The following is a 25,327-nucleotide window of genomic DNA, read 5'->3' as shown; positions in this document are numbered from 1 at the left end:
CATCATGAAATTACAACAATCGTTAATGATAATTATGGGTTTAATTCTATTTGCAGGGTGTAAAAAATACCTTTCAGAAGAACCCAAAAAGCAAGCCAGTATCAAGACAGTAGATCAGTTAGAGGCCTTGGTAGACAATGCAACTGCTTTCTCTTATATAACTTCTCAGACCGCTGCCTACAGCACAGATGATACAGAGATTCCAAAAGCACTATTTCAAAATAATTCAACTGCTTTTACTATTGATAATCTACAGTATTATGTGAATAGTGTCGATGGTGTGGTTGCTGCAGCGACTGATGCGCTATGGTCAGGAGAATTTAAAAAGATCTTTACTGCAAATCTTATTCTCGAAAATATAGATCAGGTAACCGGCGATGATGTACGCAGACAACGTGTAAAAGCGGATGCTTATTTTATAAGAGCTTATTCTTACTGGGTGCTCGCCAACTACTACTGTGCGCCATATAGTGCTGCAAATCTAAACGCTTTAGGATTACCTTTAAAGAAGACTGTGAATTATACAGAATCTTTAAAAAGAGCAACCTTACAGGAAACCTACGATTTTATAATGAGTGACATTGCTGAGGCTCAAAAAGTAACCAATGATGACGTTGAGTCACTTCGTCCCTGGAGAGTAAGTAAGAAAGCTATTTCGGCATTTTTGAGCCGTGTTTACTTATTTAGAGGGGAGTATGATCAGAGCTTGGCTCAAGCGGAAATCGCGCTGACCACTGCAACGGCTAAGCTGGTAGATTATAATACACTGGTGCCGGGAATTCCTGCATCATATGCTAATCCTGCAGCTACATTAAAATATGTTGAGCAGAACGACTGGGCAGCCTCTAAATTTTTGTATTGGTCTGAATTTTATTATACACGTTATGCTTACATAGGCACCCAATGGTTTGTTCCAAGTAATGGGTTGTTAGCTTTGTATGATACTCAAAACGATTTACGTTACAAGAGTTTCATGATTCCTAATGGGGGAAGAAGATTTTCTGTCGTTACTCCAAGTGCATTCAGGTATACGGTATTTAATGATGGAAGATATATACCGGAAGGGCCTAGTTTTGGAGAAGTTTTATTAAATAAAGCGGAAGTGCTTGCTCGTAAAGGAGATGCTTCGGAAGCAATGAAAACGGTGAATATACTTCGACAAAAGCGAATGAGTACTTATACTGCTTTAACTGCTATAGATAAAGATGATGCTATTAAAAAGGTTTTGGAAGAAAGAAGAAGGGAAATGCCATTTGCAATGCGTTGGTACGACATTCGTCGCCTTAGTGTAAATGATTATCCAGCTGATAATGTTATGGTAGTCCGTGATTTCTTTGAGGTAAATCTTACTGGTGTAAATATGAATGCACCTAAAACATATACCTTAAGTGCAAATCGTTTGCTCGTACCTATTAATGGTGTAGAAATGGATGCCAGTAAAGGTCAAATCGCACAAAACCCTTATTAAATATTTTTCCTAACCTAAGCATAACCCTGATCGCATGAAAAGATTAATTAAAATTGCATTAATATGCAGTCTTGCCATACCAACCCTGAGCATTGCTCAGGGTAAAAAAACTGAAACGGTTGCAGATAAAGCAACACTTTCGACCTTAGCTAAAGCTGTTGAAGCTGCTCCTGATAGTTTAAGTGCCCATGATGCATATATTAAAGCAGCAGGTGTAACCAACCCTGCGGTGGTTGCGCAGTACGACAAGTGGATGAAGAAATTCCCTAAGTCGGCCATAGTACCTTATGCTTTAGCTAAAGCATATTTGAATCATGAAAGCCCTAAAGCAAAGCCTTATCTGCTAAAAGTTGTTGCCATTGATCCTAATTTTACAGAAGCCTGGGGTGGTTTATGGACAGATGCACAACGCTGGGGCGATTTCAAAGGCGGGGATGAGTACTTAAAAAAAGCAACAGAGAGTGATCCTCAAAATGCTTCTTATGCATTTTATTATTCGAGTGGTTTCCGCGACAAAGACCCAAAAACATATCATGATTTAACAATGGGTGTTGCTAAACGTTTTCCTGAGAGTGACCGTGGTGCCCAGGCCTTATATTGGTATGCTACGCGTTCGAAAGATGTTGCCGATAAAATGAAATATTATGAGTTGTTGCGTAACAGCTATTCACCAGCCAAATTTAACTGGTCGGCAAGTGGTATGACTTCTTATTTTGATTTATTGTTGGTTGAAGATTCAAAAAAGGCTTTAGAGCTGGCACAGGATATGGCTAAAATTGAAAAGCAGGAAAAGGAGTGGACCAACCTTAAATTGCAAGCGCAACGTGTTAATGATGCGAAAGCTTTAATGAAGGAAAAGAAATCTGCAGAGGTCCTGGCATTATTGGCTCAGGTGAAATTGCCAAGATATTATAGTTTTAATAAGGAAATACTGGTGTTAAAAGCCGAAGCCTATGCACTGGCAGGTAATACCAATGCCGCTTATGATAGTTTAATTTTCGCTTTTGCGAAACAACCAGGCGTTAAACTGAAATCAGTTATTAATGGTTATGGTGTCAAATTGGGCAAAAATGAAGGTCAGGTAAATACCGACATTTTGAAATATATCAACAGTAATGCGCAGGCCGCAACAGCGTTTACACTAAAAAACTACCTGACGCCTGGTCAGACTTCATTGTCTGATTACAAAGGAAAAGTTGTGTTGCTGACCTATTGGTTCCCGGGTTGTGGACCATGTAGAGGTGAATTCCCTCACTTTGAAAATGTTGTCCGTAAGTTTAAAGGAAAAGATTTTAGCTATGTGGGGATCAATATCGTATCTGACCAAAATGAATATGTTGTGCCCTTTATGAAAGGAAGTGGCTATAGCTTCACGCCTTTGGAAGATATTGAAGGCAGACAAAAAGGTAATCTTGACAATAGAGGTGCTGCTCCGGCAAATTTCATCATAGATAAAGAGGGTCGCGTTGTATTTTCAAATTTCAGAACAGACGGAGATAATGAAGATGAACTCGAATTGATGATTAATTTAATGCTAGACCGTAAAGGATAAATGTTTTGCAAGTATAAAAGAATTTAAAACTTAAAGGTATGAAAATAAGGAATTTGATTGCTGTAGTGCTGTTAATGTTTTGTAGTACTGCGGTTGTATATGCGCAAAAGCCGGCGGGCTCGAATAAGCTCCGGGTGCTGTATGTGGGTGGCTCTGCCAACTGGGAGAATGATGTATTTAAAACTCCTGAAGAGAAGGAAAAGGATGTAAAGCGTCGCTCGGCTTCATTTGAAGCGATGTTGAAACAATATTTTTCAGTGGTAAAAGTCATAGATGCTAAGGTCTATACTCAGGATATGTCAAATGAGTATGATGTAACTGTTGTCGATGGCACACCTAAGGCAATAGCAGAAAGGCAAATGATTAAGGATGCTCAAGGGAAGGTTACTAAATATGTGCCGGCAGCATATCTGACCGAAGATTTTGACAAGCCGATGCTTTTTATTGGTGAAACGGGTGAGAAGTTAGGTCGTAGTATAGGCTTAAAACTGGACTGGTATTGCCTTTGTCTTGACGCTTACGCGCATGGTTTCCGCAAGGACCATCAGATATTCAAAGGGCCCTTCCCTGTGAAAATGACCATCGAACAAAAGCCTACTCCAGAAGATGCTTTTCATTATGAGTATTTTTTGGGCAAGCCTACACCTAAGTCATTACCGATGTGGCGGGTGCAAACAAAGGGATATGTTTCTGATAAAGGGTTTAGGATAGGGATGGTGGCGAGGCCATGGGGTTTTGAAGACTCTCCTGATGCAGAATCTATATCAAGTGGGGTGTGTGCAAAAACGCTGGATGCTGTTGCCATAGGCCGACATGGTAATTTTTTCCATTGGGGTTTTGCAGCATCGCCTGAATACATGACTCCGGAAGCACAAACAGTGTTGGCAAATGCAATTGTTTATATTTCAGAGTTTAAGGAAAAAGGCGTCATTGCCAGGAAATATCTGGACAGACGGGCAACAAGAGAATATCTGAAAGAGAAAAAATACTTAGCAACAAAAGAAGCGTTTGACAGTTATGCAGACATGAACCTGAAGTTTGATCAGGAGATGCTGAAAGAGAAAAAGAGAATAGCCGATAAAAAAGCTAAAAATGGAAAACTGACTGAACGGGAAGAGCAATTGTTAAGCTATCAACCACAGCCCAAACAAACTTTTGAGGATTTTCTTAAGAAAAATCAGAAAGAAATGTTCGATAAGTTTGGGACAAACTCAGCGGCTTATCTAAAGTATTATGAGGAGAATAAAGACTATTTCTATGCTGAGGATGCAAGCTATGTGATTAAAGTAGATGAGGATGTGAAAAGTCTGGGAATTCCTTATCATGATAAAAGATTGCTTGAAAAATGTATCTCTATGCTGGAAAAAGGACAGGAGGTGGATAAGGCAAAACGCATTCTTGACCGTTATACCTTATTGGATTATAAAACATCCGGGGAGTGGAGAAACTGGTATGAGAAAAATAAGAACAGAATATTCTTTACCGAAACTGGTGGTTATTACTTTATGGTCAATACCAATGATAAAAGCATAGATGGCAATAATTATAAGAAAAAAGAGTCTGATGTTTCTTATAATAATATTAAACCAGCACAAACGGACGACAATAATGCAGTAAGTGTGGCAACGGGTATAGTTGATAAAGGTACAGACAGGAAAGAGGTTGTGGTAAAAGTCAAAATTCACCCTGGATATCACATTTACGCATTTGTTGCTAATTTAGATCCTTACATACAAACAGGGCTTAAAATTAACCTCCCTGCCGGCTATGTAAAAGTGGGCGACTTAAAGAAACCTTCTTTTAAGTACTTTAGTAATAGTGGTACCACTATTTATGAAGACGAAGTGATGTTTACACAAGAAATTAGTGGCAGCGGAAAAGGGGAGGTTGTATGTGCGGTAACTTACCAATGCTGTGATACGCACATCTGCTTTCCTCCTGTTAATGATAAGGAGTACAAAATACAATTGTAAAATGAACCCGACATTATATTGTCTTAGCCTGTTTGCAGTCACTGCTATAAATGACTTGTTAAAGTAATTTTATGATTCATTCTGTTGTCCTTCTATACTGGAGGGCAGCAGAATAAATTAAAAAGCCGTACTTTTGCAAAAATAAAAGATAAGCAATTGGGAACTCTGTTAGATTTAGGCATAAAAGGATATAATAATTACGGTACGCACCTTAAACAAAAATATAAAGGACAGCGTGTATTTAAAGTAATTGTTGATGGAGGTTTTACCTGTCCTAACCGTGATGGTAGCAAAGGCTACGGCGGTTGTACCTATTGCAATGTTGATTCTTTTACGCCCGAGCTTTCCCGCAAGCTCCCTACCATCCGCGAGCAGTTAGAGCAGGGGATGGAAAGAGGAAAGGGTTTTTATAAAGCTGATAAGTTTATCGTTTACTTTCAGCCCAACACCAATACTTATGCGCCAGTACATTATTTAAAGATGATGTATGATGAAGCACTTTCTATAAACACCGAAGATGTTGTTGGTTTTTCTGTAGGTACAAGACCAGATTGTATAGATGCTGAAAAAGTAGCTTTACTGGAAAGCTATACCGATCGTTTTGATGTGGATTTGGAAATGGGTATGGAGTCTATATATGATGAGACCTTAAACCAGATCAATAGAGGTTGCAGTCATGGCGAGTTTGTAGAAGCGGTTAAACTACTTGAAAATTCTAAGCTAGATCTTTGCGTACATACTATTTTTGGTTTTCCATGGGAAACTGAAGAGATGATGTTGGGCTATATCCATGAGATTAATAAATTCCCTCAGATTAAATTCGTAAAATTCCATCACCTTCACATTGTTGAAGGCTCTATAATGGGAGCTAAATATAAAAAACAGCCATTTAAACTGTTTTCTCTTGAGGAATACACTGATTTGCTGTGTAAGTTGATTCCTTTATTAAGACCTGATGTGGTTATTCAGCGTTTGTTTGGTATATCCGACTGGGATTTACTGATTGCGCCCAATTGGGGATTGAACAAATCTGCCATTCAGACTTATATTGATAAGGAGATTGAGAAAAGAGGGGTAGTACAGGGCAGCGCTTATGTACCATTAGCCAAATAAAGGCAATTCATTACATTTTATTCTGTTAATTTTTTTTGCATCCCGAATTTCGGGATGTTTTTGTTTACGCGGGGTTCATTTCTGTGTATGATTCTGTGTTTTTTGATTTTTTATCTGATTTTGTGTGATTTTTATTTATTTATCAAAAAACAGATATGTTTTTTGCTCTAATATTAGATTATATCAAAATATTAACTGTGTTTTTGATAATTTTTAATGTTTTTGATTGATTTGTAATGAAAATTATAACGTTTTAGTTGAAATTGTATGGTTATTAATATTGTTTTCTAGAATTAATCCGTAGATTTAGAAAAAAAATCAAATAAACTGATAATTATAACAAGTAAAATCTAACATTATGGCAAAAGTTTTGTTTAAACAGTGGGGCCCATTTGCAGTTTTATTAATAATTGCAATTCTTGCCCTATTTATTCCCTTACTTCCTAATTTTGACGAGGGAAAATACAGTGGACCAGATATCGCTTTTGTATTAATTGCTTCGGCCTTGGTATTTTTAATGACTCCTGGGCTTGCTTTCTTCTACGGTGGTATGGTTCATCGTAAAAATGTGCTCTCTACCATGATCAAAAGTGTGGTAGCTGCAGGTGTAATCTCTGTATTATGGGTAGTAGTTAGCTTTAGTCTGGCCTTCGGTAATTCAATCGGTGGTTTGATTGGAGACCCTAGAACCTTTTTCTTCTTTCAAGGTGTCAATTCTAGCCCATCATGGAGTCTGGCAGCAACGATTCCACTTTCATTATTTGCTGTTTTCCAATTGATGTTTGCCATCATTACTCCAGGTTTGGTGGTAGGCGCTGTTGCAGAACGTATCCGTTTCACTTCATACATCTTATTTATAGTGCTGTTCTCGCTATTGGTATATTCTCCTTTGGCACACTGGACATGGCATCCAGATGGTATCCTGTTTAAAATGGGTGTCCTTGATTTTGCTGGTGGTACTGTTGTACACATCTCTGCTGGTATGGCTGCTTTGGCTGGTGCATTGGTATTGAAACGTAGAAAATCTCATATTGAACACCGTGAAGTACCACCTGCTAACATTCCTTATGTATTAATCGGTACAGGATTGCTTTGGTTTGGTTGGTTCGGTTTTAATGCGGGTTCTGCCTTAGGTGCAAACAGTTTAGCGGTTTCAGCCTTTTTAACAACCAATATTGCGGCTGGTGCAGCTGGTTTGTCCTGGATGTTCTTTGATGTTTCAAGAGGTAAAAAACCATCTGTATTGGGTTTCTGTATCGGTGCGGTTGTTGGCCTTGTAGCCATCACTCCAGGTGCGGGTTTTGTAAGTATTCCTTCTAGTATCTTCATCGGTGTAATTGCTGCGGTAATTTCAAACCTTGCGGTATCATGGAAACAAAAAACTTCATTAGATGATACTTTAGACGTATTCCCTTGCCATGGTGTAGGTGGTATTGTTGGGATGTTGCTAACAGGTGTATTTGCTACTAAAACAGTAAATAGCGCTGGTGTTGATGGATTGTTATATGGTAATCCTGCATTCTTCTTAACTCAATTAAAAGGTGTTGTAATTGTGGTGATCTTCAGTTTCGTGATGTCATTTGTCATCTTTAAACTGATTAACCTGGTACAACCAATCCGCGTAACTTCTGAAGAAGAAGAAGAAGGTTTGGATGCAAGTCAGCACAATGAAAAATACTCTCAAGGTACACTGATCGTAGCTGGTCAGGAAGTCGAAAATACTTTTTAAGTAAAAATTATTCAACCATTTAACCAACCTCAAACCAATTGATTATGAAATTAAGATCTCTATTCACTTTAGCATCATTGACCATCGCTTCTGCAACTTATGCACAAGAGGCTACAGAAGCGCCATTACAGATCTCAGGATCGGTAGATACTTACTTTAAGTATGACTTCGCAAAAGCACCAAATATCAAAACATCCTTTGTTACTGACCAGAATTCGGTTTCATTAGGTATGGTTGATCTCGCTTTAAAGAAAACTACAGGTAAGGCATCGTTTGTTGGAGAACTGTCTTTTGGACCACGAGGACAGGGACAATCGATACCTAATGGTTCTTATGCGCTTACTGCGAATGGTGATGATGTTTCTGCTTCTAGTTTTCACATTCAGAACTTGTATGTAAACTATGCTTTCACGGATAAGTTTACAATGACTGCAGGTTACATGGGTACATTTATTGGTTATGAAGTAATCTCACCAGTAGCCAACTTCAATTATTCGACCTCTTACCTTTTTAGCTACGGGCCTTTCCAGAATGCTGGGGTAAAAGGTACTTATGCTTTCTCTGATAAAGTTAGCTTGATGTTAGGTTTGTTTAATGAGTGGAATTCATATTCTGCTTCTCGTGGAGTGTCAAGTGTTGGCGGTCAACTAATGGTTTCTCCTATTAAGGGATGGACTGCTTACATAAATGGCTTACATGGATTAGATGCCTACGGAAACTACAGTACAATTGTTGATTTAACAACTTCTTATCAGGTTACTGAGAAAGTTAAAATAGGCTTAAATGCTGCAGATCTTAGTGCTGGAAGTGATAACTTTGGTTATACAGGTGTAGCTTTATATCCGCAATATGCATTCAGTCCTTCGGTTGGCTTGGGTGTAAGAGCAGAATATATGAATTTTAAAGGTGTTTCTGGAGGGGCAGATGCCAGTGTACTTTCCGGAACATTATCTGCAAATATCAAAGCAGGTGGTTTAACTTTTATTCCTGAAGTTCGTTTTGATAATGATAAAGACTTTTCGCAGTCTTTCCTTAAAAGCGATGGCATTACGCCAACTAAATCAGCTTCACAATTCTCTTTGGCTGCTGTTTACGCATTTTAGTCTCTATTACATTTAATAATGAGCCATCGGAATTGTCCGATGGCTTTTTTATATCTTTATATTATGAAAACCTTAACTCTAGCTATCTTATTGTTTTTTTCTGCTGCCTGTTTTGCCCAAGAAAGGCCATTGTCTAACGATGATAGGGGTAAATTGATTTATTATGAAGTAGTGACAGTAAAGGATGCTTCTAAAGATTCTTTGAATGCAAGGGCTACTGTTTTTTTTAAAAAATCAAGTAAATCATTAAAATTGAAATCTCGGGAAAGCGATTCGGTTTTCCAGGCTGAAGGGAAGCTGATCATCAATAAAACGGCCATGGTTTTAAGTCGCCCATCTGGTGAGGTGCTTTATAATTTTTACGCGGAAATCAGAGATGGGAAGTATCGTTTCTGGCTGACTGATTTTAATTTTATTCCATACCAAAGGGATCGCTATGGCAATTTCGTTCCTTCAACGACTGTTGGGATGCCACTTGAAACCAGGCCGGGGAAGTTGAATGCAGCTGAATGGGCAGGTTACCTAAAGGCGACAACCAGCGCTGCGAATGTTTTTGCCGGACGTTTTAAAGCGGCGATGATGAATAAAGTTGCTGCGCCACCAGTAATAAAAGCTGAGCCTGTAAGTCCTGCTAAAAAGTGGTAGTTAGTGCACCATTTTGTCTGCACAGGTAGAGCTGGCAAATGCTTCGGGCTTTGCTTTAAAAATGAATCCCATACTTAAAATATAACCCATAGCCTCATTTAAAGCTTTGTTTGATTTAAACATTGGGTTGGTATTGATATCTGCATGTACTTCCAGATCCACATTGTATAGGTCTAAAAGATCGCAAATGGAATAAGCCGTTTCGATAGACTTTTGCACTTCAACCAGCATCCTTTCTTTGATGCTCATTTTTTGCGCTGTTTTTTCCTGATGAATATACATGAAACCGCCATGATGTTCCCTTAGCAGAACAATTACGGTAGCGAAGTCTGTAAGTGGGCCTTTTACCTGTGAGTCTGTTCCAATGCAGACTTTAAGCTTGTAGCCGTTGTCGGTTTCTCTGATGATGGCGTTTTCAATCTCTTCGAGGATTGGAGAATGAACGATTTCGCCGCTAAATTTCTTCCAGTTCATACGTTAATTGATGTTTTTGTTAAACAACCCGTATTCAGGTTTCCTAAAAATAAGGGGATAAAATTAAAAACGTGTTAAAGTACTGTAGTTTAATTGTTAACAATTATCTAGTTGTCAACAGTTTAGTCGTATATTTAAACTCTTTTGAAGGAGAGTTGTTATAATAAGAGGAATACGCTTTCGTTAAATAAGGAGAATCAATAACTAAATATAAGCATTATGAAGACAGAATTGTTAAATGAATTTTATCTGCTTCAAAAGAGCAGAGCGTCAGTTGATTATCTCGAAGTGATGGAAGAGCGGGTTTATATGCCTGTGAAGAGGGTTAATCGAAAGATGACGACATGGATTGCTGAACGCGGACGCATGTTAATGAATCTGGATATGCGATTAAATAGCTCGTTGAAGTCTCTGCGGGAGAAGTATCTGAAGTTTTAATGCCTTAATTCCACTATCTTTGCGCCATGATGGTAGAAAAGATACTGGAGAAATTAAAGATTACTTCCCTTAATCAAATGCAAGAAGAGACGCTTGCTGCAAGTAAAACAGGGAGTGATTTAGTTTTGTTGGCTCCTACGGGGTCGGGTAAAACATTAGGTTTCTTGTTGCCGGTATTACAAAATTTAAAGAAAGATGTGGCTGGCGTTCAGGCACTGGTATTGGTGCCCTCACGTGAGTTGGCTTTACAAATTGAAATGGTGTTCAGGCAAATGTCTACCGGCTTTAAGGTGAACTGCTGCTACGGTGGGCACCCTGTAAAAACGGAAAGAAACAATTTTGAGCAACCGCCAGCAGTACTGATCGGAACTCCCGGTAGGATTGCTTATCACCTTCGTCATGAAAATTTTGACGAGTCAGGGATTACTACGTTAGTACTTGATGAATTTGATAAAGCATTGGAATTCGGTTTCCAGGAAGATATGTCATATATCATCCGAAAGCTGCTTTCGTTAAAACAAAGAATATTGACATCGGCAACTTCAATGGAAGAAATCCCTGATTTTACTGGGATTAGTAAACCTGTAGAGATTAACTTTCTAAAAGATGCTGCTGTAGCACCAGATTTAAAGTTGAAAAAGGTGTTGACGACTGCAGAAGATAAGTTGCCTACCTTATTAAAGTTGATCTGTAAGGTTGGCCATAAAAACATGCTGATTTTTTGTAACCACAGGGAGACCGTGGATCGTATTAGTGACTTGCTGATTGATCAGGATCTTTCACACGATATTTTTCATGGTGGAATGGAGCAGGATGAGCGGGAGCGGGCGTTACTAAAGTTTAGAAATGGTAGTATTAAAATTTTAATTACCACAGATCTGGCTTCAAGGGGCTTGGATATTCCGGAAGTAGAATGCATCATTCATTACCAATTGCCTTATACTGAGGATGCGTTTTTGCACCGTAACGGACGTACGGCACGTATGAATGCAAAAGGTACGGCTTACCTGATTGTTGCTGACGATGAAAAGTATCCTTTTTTGAAAGGTGATATCGAGTTAGAAGCCCTGAAAGGTAATTTCTCACTTCCTAGAGATAGTGAGTGGCAAACTTTATATATCGCTGCAGGGAAAAAGGATAAGGTTAATAAAATAGATATTGTTGGCTTATTGCTGAAAAAGGGTGGCTTGCAGAAAGAGGATGTTGGTTTGATTGAAGTAAAAGATCAGGCTTCTTATGTGGCTGTGAAGCGTAAAATGGTAAATAGCATTTTAGGAGCGCTTACTAACGAGAGAATAAAGAATAAAAAGGTAAAGATTGAAATAGCAATGTAATATGAGTAATAATGATATCTTTAAAAAGTTGCGTGTAGCGCTAGCGCTTACCAACGATGATATATTGAAAATAATGTCTCTAGTAAATTTTAAAGTAAGCAAAAGCGAGCTTGGAGATATTTTTAGAAGCGATGATCACCCTAATTTTAAGCCTTGCGGCGATCAGATTCTACGTAATTTTTTAAATGGTCTTGTGATTTACAAACGGGGACCAAGACCTCCAAAGCAAGATCCGGGCGCAGCAGGCGCCTAGATTCTCTTATCTAATTCTTCAGCATGTGAATTGATCTTTTTTACTACGGTATCAAGTTCATGTGCTGAAGTAACAAGCATTTCAACAAGGTTAGTGTCAGTAGGTTCATCAGGATGTTCTGCCTTCATGAGTTGAACTAATCCCAATATATTGCTTACCGGTTTTCTGATTTCATGTGAGTTTGTCCAGGCAATCTCTTTGAGTCTTCTTTCGTTTCTTACGCTGCGGTCTATATCAATAGCAATCACAATATAGGCATCATTGTCTTTGAATTTTATAGAATGATGCGAAATAAGCATATAGAAAAGTTCACCGTTTTTTTTCTGATGTAACCAGATCCCCGTTTCGTGTCCTTCCGTATGGTCGGAATAGAGGTAATCCTTTAATTTCTTTCTTTCCTCTTTAGGGCGGATGTCTAAGGCTGACATTTTTAGCAGTTGGCCACGACTATAGCCATATTTTTTGACCATCACATCATTTACGGCAAGAAACCTGAAGGTAGTTTTGTCCATTACATACACAGCTCCGGGTGAGGCTTCGAATAACTTGAAGTAATTGCTTTCTGCGCGCAACAAACGCTTATGGTGAGCTCTGAGTAGAAAGAATAAAGCTGCGCCCGTAAAAAGCAGGAAAGATATGTTTTTACTTGTGTATAGATAGCGGAGATCTACATGTGGATTGTTGCGGTCTACAATGCCAATGATAATACTTCCAAGGTATAGCCAAGCTAGTCCTGCGGCGAGGTAAATAAAGATGATAAAAAAGAAGGGCCGGCGCGTAGCGTAGCCAGATTGTATTTCCATATAGAGCGATAAGGATGATTGATTAAATTTAGGAAAGATATGTGGTAAATACAAAATGAGGTGTAAATCAATAAATATTTATTGATTTACAATAAATATTTATTGAATAATGTTTATGTTTGCAGTCTAAACTTTTAATTATGAAGCTTAACTTTCTCAATTCGCGTACGATTAATATAGTTGTTAGCGTTTTAGTAGTCTCATTTGGAGTCTTACTTCTCCTGAGCATTCTTCCTTTTATGATTAAGACAGGTGGATCTTCGTCGGATTCGTCGGCTACTATGTATGAGATGGAGAAGACTTTGGTACCAATAGATGCATTAGTTCCGGATAGCATTTCCCATCGAAGGTTTCTCCGGCTGACTGACAGTGTAAAACAAAGGCGGTATATGAAAAATGGGACGCTAACAGGAGGATCTTTTAGTTTTATGTTTATTGGGGCAACGGCACTTCAAAGATGTGAGGATTGTTCAATATGGGATAATGATAAGTCTAAAGTTAAAGAGCATTTTATTTCGCTTCATTGGTGGACCTTAGATACAGTAGGAGTATTAGATCCTGTTAGGTACTACGTTAAAGAAGGAAAGCCCTATGTAAGAAAGGTTATTTGTAAACCAATTGGTTTAGCTAATGGAAATAATTTTCGATACAAATGTGATGAATTAGATATTGCGGTCCCTTTTAGGTATGATACCTGGACGAAGAGTATGCTTCTTCCTGTAAGTAATACTACTTTCAGTATATTAAATATAATACTGGCCTGTTTTGCAATTCTTTTTATACTATATTTTCTTTATTATATTGTCGGTGGCTTTATTAAAGTTCTATTGGAGATTGCGACAGGGACGCCATTTTCTGATAGAAATGTTCGGCGTTTAAAGATGATTGCAATGAGCTTTTTGTTGATACCCTTGATTCTATTCTTGCTAAATCTTTTAATTCGAGTAGTTTTTTACAAATATTTTACGGCAGACCTCAAATTAAGTACTGATGCTTGGGGTGTTTTCTGGAAGCCTGCCGTTTTAAGTGTTATTTTTGCAGCTTTGTATTTCGCTTTTAAACAAGGTAAAAAGTTGAAGGATGAACAAGATTTAACTGTTTAAGATGTCTATAATCATAAATATTGATGTAATGCTGGCTCGGCGCAAAATGTCGCTTACTGAGCTCAGTGAAAAAGTAGGCATTACCATGTCAAATCTTTCCATTTTAAAAACAGGCAAAGCCAAAGCTATTCGTGTAGAAACCTTGGATGCAATTTGTAAAGCGCTGAATTGTCAGCCTGGAGATGTATTGGAGTACTCGTCTGGGGAAGCGGAAGTATAGTTTAAAACAATGAACTGAATTATAGAAAAGAAGATATGAGTGATTTATTAAAAAGCAAAAACTTTCAGCAGGGTGCAGATATTCCCTGGGAATATGCCTCTCCTGGAATCCAAAGGCAGATTTATGGTTATGATGACCGTGTTATGCTGGTGAAGGTGAAATTTGAGAAAGATGCTATAGGTTCAATTCACGAACATCCGCATACTCAGGTGAGCTATGTAGAAAGTGGTATTTTTGAACTGACGATTGGAGATGAAAAACAGATCTTAAAAACGGGTGACGGTTTTTATGTACCACCTAACACTTTACATGGCTCTGTATGTCTGGAGCCTGGGGTATTGATAGACGTATTTAGCCCACATAGGGAAGATTTTATATAGCAAGATAAGAGAAAGGCTCAGGATACAATCGTCCGAAAGGTTAAGTTAACCCTGGGCCTATGCGTTTGTTTGGTTGGGGGCAACCTATGCAACCAATTGGTTTGCGTATCATCCTTCATAACTAGTAAGCTTCCGTTTTCCAGAATTAAAGAAACGGTTTGCTTACTTTGCTTGTGCTTAAAGGCAAATTTCCTTTCTGCTCCAAAGCTCATCGAGCCGATAGCTCCATTCTTTTTCAAATCCTTCTCTCCATCGCTATGCCAGGCCATACCTTCTTCTCCAGTATGGTAAAGATTAAGGAGGCAAGAGTTGAATGTTTCTCCCAGTATTTTTTCTGCTAATGTTTTTAATTCAAGTAATTCTGGGGTCCAGGGCAATGCTTTCTTTGTGACATTTGAATAAGTGTATTCGAATTCTTTTTCGCCATACCAAGCTACCTTTCGTTTGGTGAGTATATGTTTGCCAAAAATGACGGCTTCATCATTTCTCCATTCGATAGTATTCAACAATATATCCAAGTAATGATTAGCAGTTTGTGAAGACATTAATTTGCCATAATATTTTACTGTACCATCATAAGGCAATAGATTTTTGTTCTCAACTGTTTCGTTACTAAATAAATCCATTTTGTTTTAATTTAAAGATTAGACGCAGCGCTTAATCCTGAGTGCGAAAATCATTAAAATTATTTGGTGTTAAAACCCGATTCTTGCTTGCTTGTGTAAAATGATAATATTCATTTTAAAGAAAAACACATATCTTGCACCATCAAATATAGGGCTTTGATCTTTTTTTCAAGTATTAGTTGTTTTTTCTTGCTCTTACTTTCTTTGCACTTGTTTTTCGCAAAACGAGGTGTGAAACTATTGAATCGTTTACTGTCCATTATCTTTATTGCCAGATTTGGTCAGGTTTTGGTTTCCCTGCTTGTAAATTCGCAGGATAAGGATGTTTTTTCATTTTTTTATCAGCTTTCAGCCCCATTTTATTATGCTGCTCCTGCTTGCTTTTATTTGTATGTAACCCATTTTATCAACGGTCGTACTCAGCTCCGTAAGTTTGAATGGCTGCATTTTATTCCCGCTTTTCTCGCCATTATTCATTTGTTGCCATTGCCCTTTTCTCCTGAAATAAAATGGGATGTTATCGGGGATCAGATTAGAGATAATAAACAACTTTTTATAACAGAAAGGAGTGGGTTATTCCCTTCCTGGTTTTATTACCTGGGCAGACCTTTCTTGTTGCTGGTGTATTTGACTGCAACCTGGTTTGCTGTACTCAAATCAAAAGTGATTGATGACCATATTGATGCAAATGGTAAAAAATGGATATTCTTTTTTATTAGAGCCGCTACCTTTTTTCAATTGGTCAGTTTCTTACCGTTGATGATTTGGGATGTAGAAGAGCCGATATTTAATACTTCTTTTATTATACTTAATTGCGTAGTGCTTTTGGTGATCGTTGTATTTATCATGCATCAGCCGAAATTGTTTTATGGCTATTTGTTTGTGGCAGTAGATATGGAAAAAAAACCGGAGGAAGTTAAAGAACTTCCGAAGGCAACAGTGTCGGTGAAGAAAGTCAACCTTTTGCCTGATCAGTTAGCTATTTATTCTGATTTGATGAAGTCTTTTATGGAAAACAAAAAGCCATATCTTCAACCTAATTTTCAAATTGTTGAGCTAGCTAATGAGCTTAATATTCCCGTACACCATTGTTCATTCGTTATCAATAGTTTTTTGGATAAAAATTTTCGCGATTGGATTAACGGATACCGAATTACTTTTTTTATAGATCAATACCCGCTTAAGTCTGATAAAATGACTATCGAATCTGTGGCTTATGAGTCTGGTTTTAAAAGTCTTGCGACTTTTTATAATGCTTTTAAGAAAGAGACAGGTCTAATGCCGAAAGCTTTCTTTTCAGGAAAAAAGGCATCCTAAGTATATTCTGAACGATTTAAGTGTTTTTTGTTATTACAACGATTGAATCGTTGGATGAATCTACAGATTTGATTTAACTATTAGTGTAATAAATCAGGTATGTTTGGATATTGATCATCTTAAAATAATCTCTCTTCAAATGAAAAGTTCATCCCTAAGTACTATTTCAGCCATTCTATTATTTTGTGTTTTTTGTTTTTCCGCAAAAAAAAGCGCAGCTCAATTGACTACCGGAGATTTTGCTATTGTTGGCTTTAATGGGAACGCAGCAACAGTGAATATGGCTATTGTAGCCTTAAAAGTGATTCCCTCGGGTACAGTACTTAAGATTACCGACCAGGGCTGGGACCAATCCGCGTTGGTCGCGAATGGCTCCGACGGACTGATCACCTGGACCACTACCAGCAGTATTCCTGCAGGAACAATATTTAACATTGCCATCACAGGTGGAGCCGTTCCAACCGCGACAGGACTCGAATCCTATGGGACCGCGACAGCTACCGGCTGGATCACGGGAACCGTCGTTGCAGGTGGAGGAGACAATTGGTTTCTTTATACCGGTAGCGATGCCAGTCCTAACTTTATCTACGGATTTGCAAACTGGTCTACTGCACTCCCAGGCATCAATGCCCCTGATCCGATAACCGGATGGCAGGCAGCCGGGATCGTTAGTGCGGCCGTTTCTTACCTGCCATCTACACTTGCAGCAGGAAATTTTTATGCTACATTGACCATTGCAGGAACTCCGCCAACAGGTTATCACGGAGATTTTAATAACTATTCAGGAACGTTATCAGGAACAAAAGCATCCATCCTGATTGCAATTAATACAAAATCGAACTGGACAAGGACAGAATTGCTCGCAAATAAGAAATCTCTTGATCCTGGCGGAGCAGCCTTTCCAGGCACAAATCCTATTTTTCAACTTGGAACAAACGTTAGCGGAGTAACTTCTTCTACGGCTAATGGAACTTATAAAATCGGAGATGTTATCGCCATTAATGTTACTTTTTCAACCGTCGTAAACGTAACCGGAACACCAACACTGAGCTTAAATACAGGGGCTACGGTTAATTATAGCGGTGGAACCGGAACAAATACACTTACCTTTAACTATACCATCGCCAGCGGACAAAGTTCTGCTGACCTTGACTATTCGGCTACTACCGCGCTAAGCCTCAATGGAGGAACTATCAAAGATGTGGGAAATACTGATGCGACACTTACCCTTGCCGCTCCCGGAGCAGCAAACTCCCTGGGCAACAACAAAGCGATTGTCGTAGACGGGATTGTTCCCACTGTGACTTCTGCCAATTCAAGCACCGCCAATGGTGCTTATAAAGCAGGAGATGCCATCGTCATTAACCTGAATTTTTCTGAAACCATTACTGTAACCGGAACCCCTCAGCTTGCGTTAAATTCAGGTACTACTGTGAACTACAGCAGTGGCTCAGGAACATCGACCCTCACCTTTAACTATACCGTACAACCAACAGATGCCAGCGCCGATCTGGATTATACCAGCACTGCCGCACTGAGCTTAAATGGCGGGACACTGAAAGACGCAGCAGGAAACGATGCTACCTTAACTCTGGCTGCCCCCGGAGCTGCAAACTCTTTGGCTGCCAACAAAAACATTGTTATCGACAACACTGTTCCGGTAGTCAGCTCGGTAAACTCCAGCCTTGCAAACGGGACGTATAAAATTGGGGACCTCATTCCCGTAACGGTCGACTTTTCTGAAGCGGTAACCGTAACAGGAACACCAACGCTAAGCCTCAATTCAGGAGGAACAGCCAGTTATGCCAGTGGCTCGGGAAGTACAGCTTTGGTATTTAACTATACTGTAGCCCTTAACCAAAGTATCGCTGACCTGGATCAGGCCAGCACCACTGCACTTTCCCTTGCAGGTGGAACCATTAAAGATGCTGCAGGAAACGATGCCCCCTTAACCCTTGCCGCCCCCGGAGCTGCAGGTTCTTTAGGTGCCAACAAAAATATCGTCATCAATACTACCGCGCCAACCATACTAAGCATTACCAGAACTGGCAATGCCACGATCAATGGCACTGCAGCACAGTTTTTAGTAACTTTTTCTGAAAATGTGACTGGTGTCAATACCTCTGATTTCAGCATTACTTCTACCGGAATCACCGCTCCTGCGGTCACATTCGTCTCAGGAAGTAATAATACAAGGACAGTTACGGTAAATACAGGAACAGGATCGGGAACCTTAAGACTGGACCTTAAAAGTTCAGGAACAGGAATCATCAACACGATTGGTAACGAGGTTCAGGCAGGATATACTGCCGGAGAGGTGTATACCATCGACAAAGCCATTCCAACCCTAACAGCAGTAACCATTGCCTCCAATAATGCAAATACCACAAAAGCAAAGACAGGAGATGTGGTTACCCTGAGCTTCACAGCCTCTGAAACCATCGGTACCCCAGTGGTGAGCATTCTTGGAAATACCGCTACAGTGACCAATACCGCTGCAAACGACTGGACAGCAACTTATACCACACAATCGGCAGACGCCAATGGTGTCATCCCTTTTAACATCGCTTTTGCAGATGTTGCCGGAAATGTTGGAACTGCAGTAACTGCAACCACCAATGCCAGCAGTGTGACTTACGACAAGACGGCACCAACATTAACTACGGTAGCCATTGTCTCCAATAATGCTTCGAATCAAACTGCAAAAATAGGGAATGTCATCACATTAAGCTTTACGGCTTCAGAAGCAGTTGCACTTCCTGTAGTAACCATCGTAGGAAATGCGGCTGTAACTGCTTCTGCAGGCGGAAACAGCTTTACTTCGACATATACGCTGGCAGGATCGGAAACAGAAGGAACTGCTGCTTTCAACATTGCCTTCACAGACCTGACCGGAAATGCCGGAACAGACATCACTGCAACCACCAATAGCAGCAGCGTCACCTACGACAAAACGATCGCTACCCTCAGCACAGTAACCATTGCTTCAAACAACCTGACCACAAGCTTAGCAAAAGCAGGAGATATCATCACCCTGAATTTTACGGCCTCAGAAGTCATTGCCACCCCAACGGTAACCATGGGTGGAATTGCGGTAACCCCGACCAATAGCGGAGGAAACAGCTGGACGGCAACCCAAACGGTATCAGGACTCACTCCTGAAGGAGTCCTTGCCTTTAACATTGCGTTTTCAGATTTACCTGGAAATGCAGGACCCCCGGTAACGGCAAGCACCAACAGCAGCAGTGTCACTGTTGACAGAACTGCTCCTGCTGCGCCTACGGGCCTGACAGCTACTGCTGGAAATACACAGAACACTATGACCTGGAATGCAAGTCCGGCTCCGGATCTGGACAAATACATTCTTTATGGAGGAACAAGCATTAACCCGGCCACAGCTATTCAGACCATTCCGGCAGGAACTTTAACGTATACCCATACCGGACTGACCAATGGCATCGGTTATTTCTACCGCATTTCTGCTGTGGATATAACCGGAAATGAAGGCGCTAAATCAGGTAATATTGTGTCCGTTCCTAAAGGAACTCAAACCATTACCTTTAATCCGCTCGCTGCTTCGGTTTATGGTGCAGGCCCAATTACACTGACTGCAACCAGCAGTTCAGCATTGGCGGTAACCTATACTTCGAGTAATACTGCTGTAGCCACCGTATCAGGAAGCACAGTAACCATCCTGACAGCTGGTACAACGACCATCACCGCTTCACAACCAGGAAACTCTGCCTTCCTTGCAGCCACTCCTGTAACTCAGGACCTAGTGGTGAACAAAAAGGATATTGCAGTTGCGGCAGTTGTTAAAACCAAAGTGTATGGCGTAGTAGATCCCGCATTCACTTATACGTTCAGCCCAGCGCTGATCGGCACAGATACCTTTACCGGTAGTCTGGACCGTACAGCTGGTGAGAACATCGGCAATTATGCCATCGGACAGGGAACATTAGCATTAAACACGAATTATACCCTTTCCTTTACTTCGGCCGACCTGAACATTACCGCCAAACCGGTAACTGTAACCGCTGCCGCCAAAACCAAGATCTTTACAGCTGCTGATCCGGCACTGACTTATACGTTCAGCCCGGTGCTGATCGGAACGGATACTTTTACCGGAAACCTGGACCGTACTGCTGGTGAAGATGTGGGTATTTATGCCATTGGCCAGGGAACAGTAACGGCCGGTCCGAATTACCAGATTACTTATGTTCCGGCTAACCTGAGCATTACTTCCAAAGCCATTACCGTAATTGCAACCGCCAAAACTAAAGCTTTTGGTGAGGCTGATCCTGCATTTACTTATACCTTTAGTCCAGCGCTGAACGGAACAGATATTTTTACTGGTAGCCTGGATCGCGCAGCGGGTGAAAACATTGGCAACTATACCATTGGACAGGGAACGCTTGCGCTAAGCAATAATTACAGCCTGAATTATATTGTTGCTGATTTAAGCATCACTAAAAAAGCAATTGCGGTAACTGCTTCTGCCGGTAACAAAGAATACGGTACAACAGATCCTGCACTGGCTTATACTTTCAGTCCTGCACTGATCGGAACAGATGCTTTTACTGGAACATTGGGCCGTGCATCTGGTGAAAACATTGGCAACTATGCCATTAATCAGGGAACCCTTGCGCTAAACAACAACTACACGCTGAATTATACTACTGCTGATTTCAGCATCACGAAGAAAACCGTGAATGTAACTGCGGCGGTTAAAACCAAAATATATGGAGCAGGCGATCCGGCATTGACTTATACGTTCAGTCCGGCACTGATCGGAACAGACACTTTTAGCGGAGGTTTAAACAGGGCTCCTGGTGAAAACATCGGGAACTATGCCATCGGACAGGGGACACTAGCCTTAAACGGAAATTATATCCTTGCCTTTACTTCAGCCGACCTGAATATTACCGCTAAACCAGTAACCGTAACCGCTGTAGCCAAAACCAAAGTATTTACTGCTGTTGATCCGGCATTTACCTATACATTCAGCCCGGTACTGATCGGAACAGATGCATTTACCGGAACACTGGATCGTACTGCTGGTGAAGATATTGGTAACTATGCGATCAACCAGGGGACGGTAGCTTTAAATTCAAACTACCAGATTACTTATGTTCCGGCTAACCTGGCCATCACTTCCAAAACCATTACTGTGACTGCAACCGCTAAAACCAAAGTGTATGGTGCTGCTGATCCGGCATTTACCTATACGTTTAGCCCGGCGCTCAATGGAACAGATACCTTTACAGGAAATCTAGACAGAGCTGCAGGTGAAAACATTGGGAACTATGCCATTGGACAGGGAACGCTTGCTTTAAGTAACAATTACTCCCTGAACTATACAACTGCTGATTTAAGCATCACTAAGAAAACAGTGAACGTAACCGCCACTGCCGGTAATAAGGAATACGGCACAATAGATCCTGTATTTGCTTATACTTTCAGTCCGGCATTGATCGGAACGGATGTTTTTACAGGAGCACTCGGCAGAGCTTCTGGAGAAAATATCGGAAACTATGCGATCAGTCAGGGGACACTTGCATTAAGCAGTAATTACAGCCTGAACTATGCTAGTGCTGATTTCAGCATCACGAAGAAGACAATCAACGTAACCGCAGTGGTCAAAACCAAAACGTATGGTGTAGCGGATCCTTCGTTAACATATACATTCAGTCCAGCGCTGATTGGAACAGATGTATTTACTGGAAACTTAGATAGAACAACTGGTGAAAATATCGGAAACTATATCATTAACCAGGGCTCTCTTACTTTAAATAACAACTATCTGATTACTTATGTACCAGGGAACCTCAGCATTACTACAAAAGCGCTGACCATTACTGCTGTCGCCAAAAATAAAACATACGGTGATGGAGATCCGGCGCTGACTTATACTTTCAGTCCGGCGCTTATCGGTACGGATGTTTTAACAGGAAACTTAGCCAGAACTACCGGCGAAAATATCGGTAGCTACGTTATCAACCGGGGAACTTTAACCGCAGGATCAAATTACCTGATCACCTATGTTCCTGCCAACCTGAGTATCGGGACAAAAAATATTACTGTAACTGCTACAGCTGCGAGCAAAAGCTATGGTACTGCTGATCCGGCATTGACTTATACCTTTAGTCCGGTGCTGATTGGCACAGATACCTTTAGCGGAAGTCTGAATAGGGCTGCAGGTGAAAATGTTGGAACCTATGCCATTAATAAGAATACGTTGGCACTGAGCAGCAACTATGTATTAAACTACACTACGGCAAACCTAACTATTGGCAAGGCGGCCTTGAGTATTATTGCCGAGGATAAGGAAAAGTTCACTGGAACTGCCAATCCAACATTTACGGTGAAATACACTGGATTAGTAAATGGAGAAACGGGGGCTGTATTGACTACTCCAGTTACATTAAGCACAACAGCAACAACGAATAGTCCGCTCGGAACTTATACTATTGTTCCTTCAGGAGCTGTAGCTGCGAATTACCAGATCAGTTATGTGAATGGTACACTGACCGTAAAACCAGGGGCACCTACAAATGTGTTATTTGCGGGAACTACATTATACGAAAACAGAGCTTCAGGTACTGCAGCCGGTACATTGAGCAGTACTTCTGATGATCCTAATGCAACATTTGCCTATAGCTTGGTTTCAGGTACTGGTGATACTGATAATGCTTTATTCAGTATTAGTGGCAATCGGCTGTTAACTGCTGCTACTCTGGATTATGAAAATAAAACAACTTATAGTGTGAGGCTGAGAAGCACCACACAGCATGGTTTCAGTCTGGATAAGACTTTTACCATCGCTTTAAATGATGTGAATGAGCTGCCGACATTGGCTGCTATTGCCAATCAGAGCATCTGTTATACTACAACTGCACAGAATATCAATTTAATGGGTATTAGCGCTGGTCCTGAAACGGGACAAAGTACGAGCATCAGTGTGGCGGGAAATAATAGTGCTTTATTACAGAATTTAACAGTATCTGGTTCTGGTGCGACCGCTATCATTAACTATAGCATTAAACCTGGTGGTTCGGGAACAGCTACTGTTACAGTAACTGTCAAAGATAATGGTGGTATTGACAATGGTGGTGTAGATATCTTTAGCCGAACTTTTGTGATAACTGTGAATGCGCTACCAATTGTGGCTATCAACAGTGATAAAGGAGCGCAGATCAGCAAAGGAGAGATTGTAACGCTAAGTGCTACTGGTGGTGTCAGCTATGCCTGGGCAGCCAATGGCAGTATCCAAAGTGGATTAAATTTGGCAACCATTAAGGTGAGACCACTTGCCACCACGACTTATAATGTAACCGTAACCAACGCGAGCGGATGTGCCGAGACACAAACTTTTACCATTACGGTATTGGATGATATGGCTAAAGTTAAAGCCACTAACATCATGTCGCCAAACGGTGACGGGATTAACGACAAGTGGTTGATTGACAATATTGATGTTTACCCTAACAACGAGGTGAAGATTTTTGATAGAAGTGGTCGTTTGATTTTTAGTAAAAAAGGATATGACAACAGTTGGGACGGTACACTGAATGGCTTGCCACTAGCTGAAGGAACCTATTTTTACATCATAGATTTCGGACCTGCAAGGCCTAAAGTAAAAGGATTTATAACGATTACTAAATCGAATTAATATAACGCGATCTTCATCTTGAGTTTAGCTCAGGGTGAAGATTAGCAATTAAAAAGAGATAAATGAAAATAATATACAAAACAGTACTGATCCTTACCTTCGCTACAATCAGCAGTTTGGTAAAAGCACAATTAAACCCGCTATCAGCGCAGTACTTTACCAACCAATACTTAATCAATCCAGCTTTTGCTGGCGCCGGACAAGGTTTAAAATTAAACGGGGCTTACCGTAAATTATGGAGCAATGTTCCAGGCTCACCTTTAACCCAAAACTTAACTGCCGATTACGGTTTTAACAAAGTCGGTCTGGGTTTAGCTGTAAACAATGAAAGTGCAGGTTTGCAAAGAGAAACCCGCATAGTGGGTAGTTATGCTTACCACTTGCCATTAAACGACAACGGACACCAGTTACACTTCGGGGTGTCGTTGGGCTTTATGAGTCAGCGATTGGAAAATGCTGATATTTATGGTAATCCGGCCGATCCGAGCGTAGGTCAATACAACGACCGCAAAACTTACCTGGATGGTGATTTTGGTGTTGCCTATACTTCAAACAAGCTAAATGTACAGGCTGCGATACCGAATCTTAAACGTGTATTGAAAAAAGATGATATTGAAACGGCTGATGTGGCTACTTTTTACACAGCAGCAAGTTACCAGTTTAACCTGAGCAAAGGTGCTGAGGGGGTAGATTTAGAGCCAAAAGTTGCTTATCGTGGTGTAAAAGGCTTTGACAATATCTTCGATGCGGGTGCACAACTGAGCATTGCCAACAAGCAGGTGATGTTGTTAGGTATGTACCACAGCACCAAAAATGCGACTTTCGGTTTAGGTATGGATTACAAAAAGAGATACCTGGTAAGCGGTACTTATACCACTCAGACTTCGGCATTGAGTAATTATACCAATGGTAGTTTTGAATTGAACCTTAGGGTGAATTTAACTAAATAGTAGATTAATTAGTTGTTTTAAAAAGCCGCCGTAAATTAAAAATTTACAGCGGCTTTTGTTTTTAAGTGCAAGATGCACCAGTTTTTATGTAAAGGAGATTGAAGCTTTGTAACATGTGGTAGGCTATCCTTATGAAGGTTTTTGTAGGTAATTCCATTAGTAATTAGGTGGTTA

Annotated in this window: 19 protein-coding genes; 16 read left to right on the top strand and 3 right to left on the bottom strand. The window is 40.3% G+C overall.

Annotated features, from left to right (window positions below; translation table 11 throughout):
• Positions 1-4 precede the first annotated feature (4 nt).
• The 7 genes from EZ444_RS19185 (at position 5) to EZ444_RS19155 (ending at position 9,583) form a co-directional block, all read left to right on the top strand.
• The gene (locus EZ444_RS19185) at positions 5-1,468 is read left to right on the top strand and encodes a RagB/SusD family nutrient uptake outer membrane protein (protein WP_131610763.1); all 1,464 of its coding nucleotides are present in this window, start codon (positions 5-7) and stop codon (positions 1,466-1,468) included.
• A gap of 34 nt (positions 1,469-1,502) precedes the next feature.
• Positions 1,503-3,020 carry a redoxin family protein gene (locus EZ444_RS19180; RefSeq protein WP_131610762.1) on the top strand — a complete coding sequence of 506 codons (1,518 nt, stop codon included), beginning with the start codon at positions 1,503-1,505 and terminating at the stop codon, positions 3,018-3,020.
• Between the two features lie 38 nt (positions 3,021-3,058).
• A complete protein-coding gene (locus tag EZ444_RS19175) occupies positions 3,059-4,993 on the top strand; it encodes a protein-disulfide reductase DsbD domain-containing protein (RefSeq protein ID WP_131610761.1) in 1,935 nt (644 codons plus the stop codon).
• 156 nt (positions 4,994-5,149) lie between these two features.
• Positions 5,150-6,106 carry a TIGR01212 family radical SAM protein gene (locus EZ444_RS19170; protein WP_131610760.1) on the top strand — a complete coding sequence of 319 codons (957 nt, stop codon included), beginning with the start codon at positions 5,150-5,152 and terminating at the stop codon, positions 6,104-6,106.
• A gap of 358 nt (positions 6,107-6,464) precedes the next feature.
• Positions 6,465-7,835, top strand: coding sequence for an ammonium transporter (locus tag EZ444_RS19165; protein WP_131610759.1), 1,371 nt, complete (start codon positions 6,465-6,467; stop codon positions 7,833-7,835).
• 44 nt (positions 7,836-7,879) lie between these two features.
• Positions 7,880-8,938 carry a porin gene (locus EZ444_RS19160; RefSeq protein WP_131610758.1) on the top strand — a complete coding sequence of 353 codons (1,059 nt, stop codon included), beginning with the start codon at positions 7,880-7,882 and terminating at the stop codon, positions 8,936-8,938.
• A 63-nt stretch (positions 8,939-9,001) separates the two neighbouring features.
• The gene (locus tag EZ444_RS19155) at positions 9,002-9,583 is read left to right on the top strand and encodes a DUF4468 domain-containing protein (RefSeq protein WP_131610757.1); all 582 of its coding nucleotides are present in this window, start codon (positions 9,002-9,004) and stop codon (positions 9,581-9,583) included.
• On the opposite strand, the gene EZ444_RS19150 is transcribed toward EZ444_RS19155, so the two are convergent.
• Entirely contained in the window at positions 9,584-10,057 is a 474-nt protein-coding gene (locus EZ444_RS19150) for a ribonuclease H-like YkuK family protein (protein ID WP_131610756.1), read from the bottom strand.
• 219 nt (positions 10,058-10,276) lie between these two features.
• Between EZ444_RS19150 and EZ444_RS19145 the strand changes: the two genes are divergently transcribed.
• The 3 genes from EZ444_RS19145 to EZ444_RS19135 are packed head-to-tail and all read left to right on the top strand — an operon-like array spanning position 10,277 to position 12,082.
• Positions 10,277-10,495: a hypothetical protein gene (locus EZ444_RS19145; RefSeq protein WP_131610755.1), complete on the top strand. Its 219-nt coding sequence runs from the start codon at positions 10,277-10,279 to the stop codon at positions 10,493-10,495.
• A gap of 26 nt (positions 10,496-10,521) precedes the next feature.
• On the top strand, positions 10,522-11,829 hold the full coding sequence (locus EZ444_RS19140) for a DEAD/DEAH box helicase (protein WP_131610754.1): 1,308 nt from the start codon (positions 10,522-10,524) through the stop codon (positions 11,827-11,829).
• A gap of 1 nt (position 11,830) precedes the next feature.
• Positions 11,831-12,082 carry a DUF1456 family protein gene (locus EZ444_RS19135; RefSeq protein ID WP_090785574.1) on the top strand — a complete coding sequence of 84 codons (252 nt, stop codon included), beginning with the start codon at positions 11,831-11,833 and terminating at the stop codon, positions 12,080-12,082.
• Here EZ444_RS19135 and EZ444_RS19130 read toward each other — a convergent pair.
• The gene (locus tag EZ444_RS19130; protein ID WP_131610753.1) at positions 12,079-12,885 is read right to left on the bottom strand and encodes a PAS domain S-box protein; all 807 of its coding nucleotides are present in this window, start codon (positions 12,883-12,885) and stop codon (positions 12,079-12,081) included. The two genes, EZ444_RS19135 and EZ444_RS19130, sit on opposite strands and share 4 nt — an antisense overlap.
• Before the next feature lie 389 nt (positions 12,886-13,274).
• Between EZ444_RS19130 and EZ444_RS19125 the strand changes: the two genes are divergently transcribed.
• The 3 genes from EZ444_RS19125 to EZ444_RS19115 are packed head-to-tail and all read left to right on the top strand — an operon-like array spanning position 13,275 to position 14,588.
• Positions 13,275-13,988, top strand: a complete 714-nt coding sequence (locus tag EZ444_RS19125; protein ID WP_165503666.1) for a DUF2975 domain-containing protein — start codon at positions 13,275-13,277, stop codon at positions 13,986-13,988.
• A gap of 1 nt (position 13,989) precedes the next feature.
• Positions 13,990-14,208: a helix-turn-helix domain-containing protein gene (locus EZ444_RS19120; RefSeq protein ID WP_131610751.1), complete on the top strand. Its 219-nt coding sequence runs from the start codon at positions 13,990-13,992 to the stop codon at positions 14,206-14,208.
• A 35-nt stretch (positions 14,209-14,243) separates the two neighbouring features.
• Positions 14,244-14,588 (top strand): cupin domain-containing protein, encoded by a 345-nt coding sequence (locus EZ444_RS19115; RefSeq protein WP_131610750.1) that lies wholly within the window; start codon positions 14,244-14,246, stop codon positions 14,586-14,588.
• Between the two features lie 17 nt (positions 14,589-14,605).
• On the opposite strand, the gene EZ444_RS19110 is transcribed toward EZ444_RS19115, so the two are convergent.
• Complete coding sequence (locus tag EZ444_RS19110; RefSeq protein WP_131610749.1) at positions 14,606-15,214, bottom strand: alpha-ketoglutarate-dependent dioxygenase AlkB family protein; 609 nt, start codon at positions 15,212-15,214, stop codon at positions 14,606-14,608.
• Between the two features lie 231 nt (positions 15,215-15,445).
• Between EZ444_RS19110 and EZ444_RS19105 the strand changes: the two genes are divergently transcribed.
• The 3 genes from EZ444_RS19105 to EZ444_RS19095 all read left to right on the top strand — a co-directional run bounded on the left by EZ444_RS19105 (position 15,446) and on the right by EZ444_RS19095 (position 25,153).
• Entirely contained in the window at positions 15,446-16,531 is a 1,086-nt protein-coding gene (locus EZ444_RS19105; protein WP_131610748.1) for a helix-turn-helix domain-containing protein, read from the top strand.
• 139 nt (positions 16,532-16,670) lie between these two features.
• Positions 16,671-24,203 (top strand): MBG domain-containing protein, encoded by a 7,533-nt coding sequence (locus EZ444_RS19100; RefSeq protein WP_131610747.1) that lies wholly within the window; start codon positions 16,671-16,673, stop codon positions 24,201-24,203.
• Positions 24,204-24,265: 62 nt separating this feature from the next.
• Entirely contained in the window at positions 24,266-25,153 is an 888-nt protein-coding gene (locus EZ444_RS19095) for a PorP/SprF family type IX secretion system membrane protein (protein WP_131610746.1), read from the top strand.
• Positions 25,154-25,327 lie beyond the last annotated feature (174 nt).

The sequence above is a fragment of the Pedobacter hiemivivus genome (genome assembly GCF_004331685.1).
GTDB lineage: Bacteria > Bacteroidota > Bacteroidia > Sphingobacteriales > Sphingobacteriaceae > Pedobacter > Pedobacter hiemivivus.
Note: the sequence above shows the minus strand (reverse complement) of the source record. Positions and strands in the feature narration are given on the sequence as shown.